At 68.1% G+C, this 385-nt stretch carries 1 protein-coding gene and 1 pseudogene; both read right to left on the bottom strand.

Annotated features, from left to right (window positions below; genetic code table 11):
- Positions 1–234: pseudogene (locus QSK32_RS45330) on the bottom strand (ISAs1 family transposase); the annotation flags it as partial.
- 22 nt (positions 235–256) lie between these two features.
- Positions 257–343 carry a hypothetical protein gene (locus QSK32_RS45325; RefSeq protein WP_285475564.1) on the bottom strand — a complete coding sequence of 29 codons (87 nt, stop codon included), beginning with the start codon at positions 341–343 and terminating at the stop codon, positions 257–259.
- Positions 344–385: the final 42 nt, after the last annotated feature.

Here is a 385-nt window from a genome sequence, read left to right as displayed (position 1 = left end):
GTCTACGGTGACCTGCGCGATCACGATTCCGGTGGTGGTGTCCAGCGCGGACAGCAGATGCACCTGCCGGCCGTCGCCCGAGCGGGCGCCTCGCAGGGTCTTACCGTCCACCGCGATCACCTGCCGGTACCTGGGCGGTAGTGGTGGGCCCAGCGGGCGGGTACGGGCGTGCAGCCAACCGGTGAGAACGGTGGACAGCAGTGCCGGGTCGAGACGGATCAGTAGTCGCCACATCGTGGTCCCGGCGGGGATGACGTCACCGAAAGCCGAACCTGGTGCGGGCCTGTTCGTCGAGGTCATGAAGCCAGTCGGTGATCGCTGCGAACGACGGTGCCCCGGCCATGACTGCGCAGACCGCGACGCCGAGTACCGCTGACAACGGGTA

Source organism: Actinoplanes sp. NBRC 101535 (assembly GCF_030269225.1).
GTDB lineage: Bacteria > Actinomycetota > Actinomycetes > Mycobacteriales > Micromonosporaceae > Actinoplanes > Actinoplanes rectilineatus.
The sequence above is the reverse complement of the archived record's forward strand: the minus strand, read 5'-3'. Positions and strand labels throughout refer to the sequence as shown.

Excerpts from the sequence above, each read along its gene's own strand:
- QSK32_RS45325 (WP_285475564.1), bottom strand. The coding sequence starts at position 343 with ATGGCCGGGGCACCGTCGTTCGCAGCGATCACCGACTGGCTTCATGAC.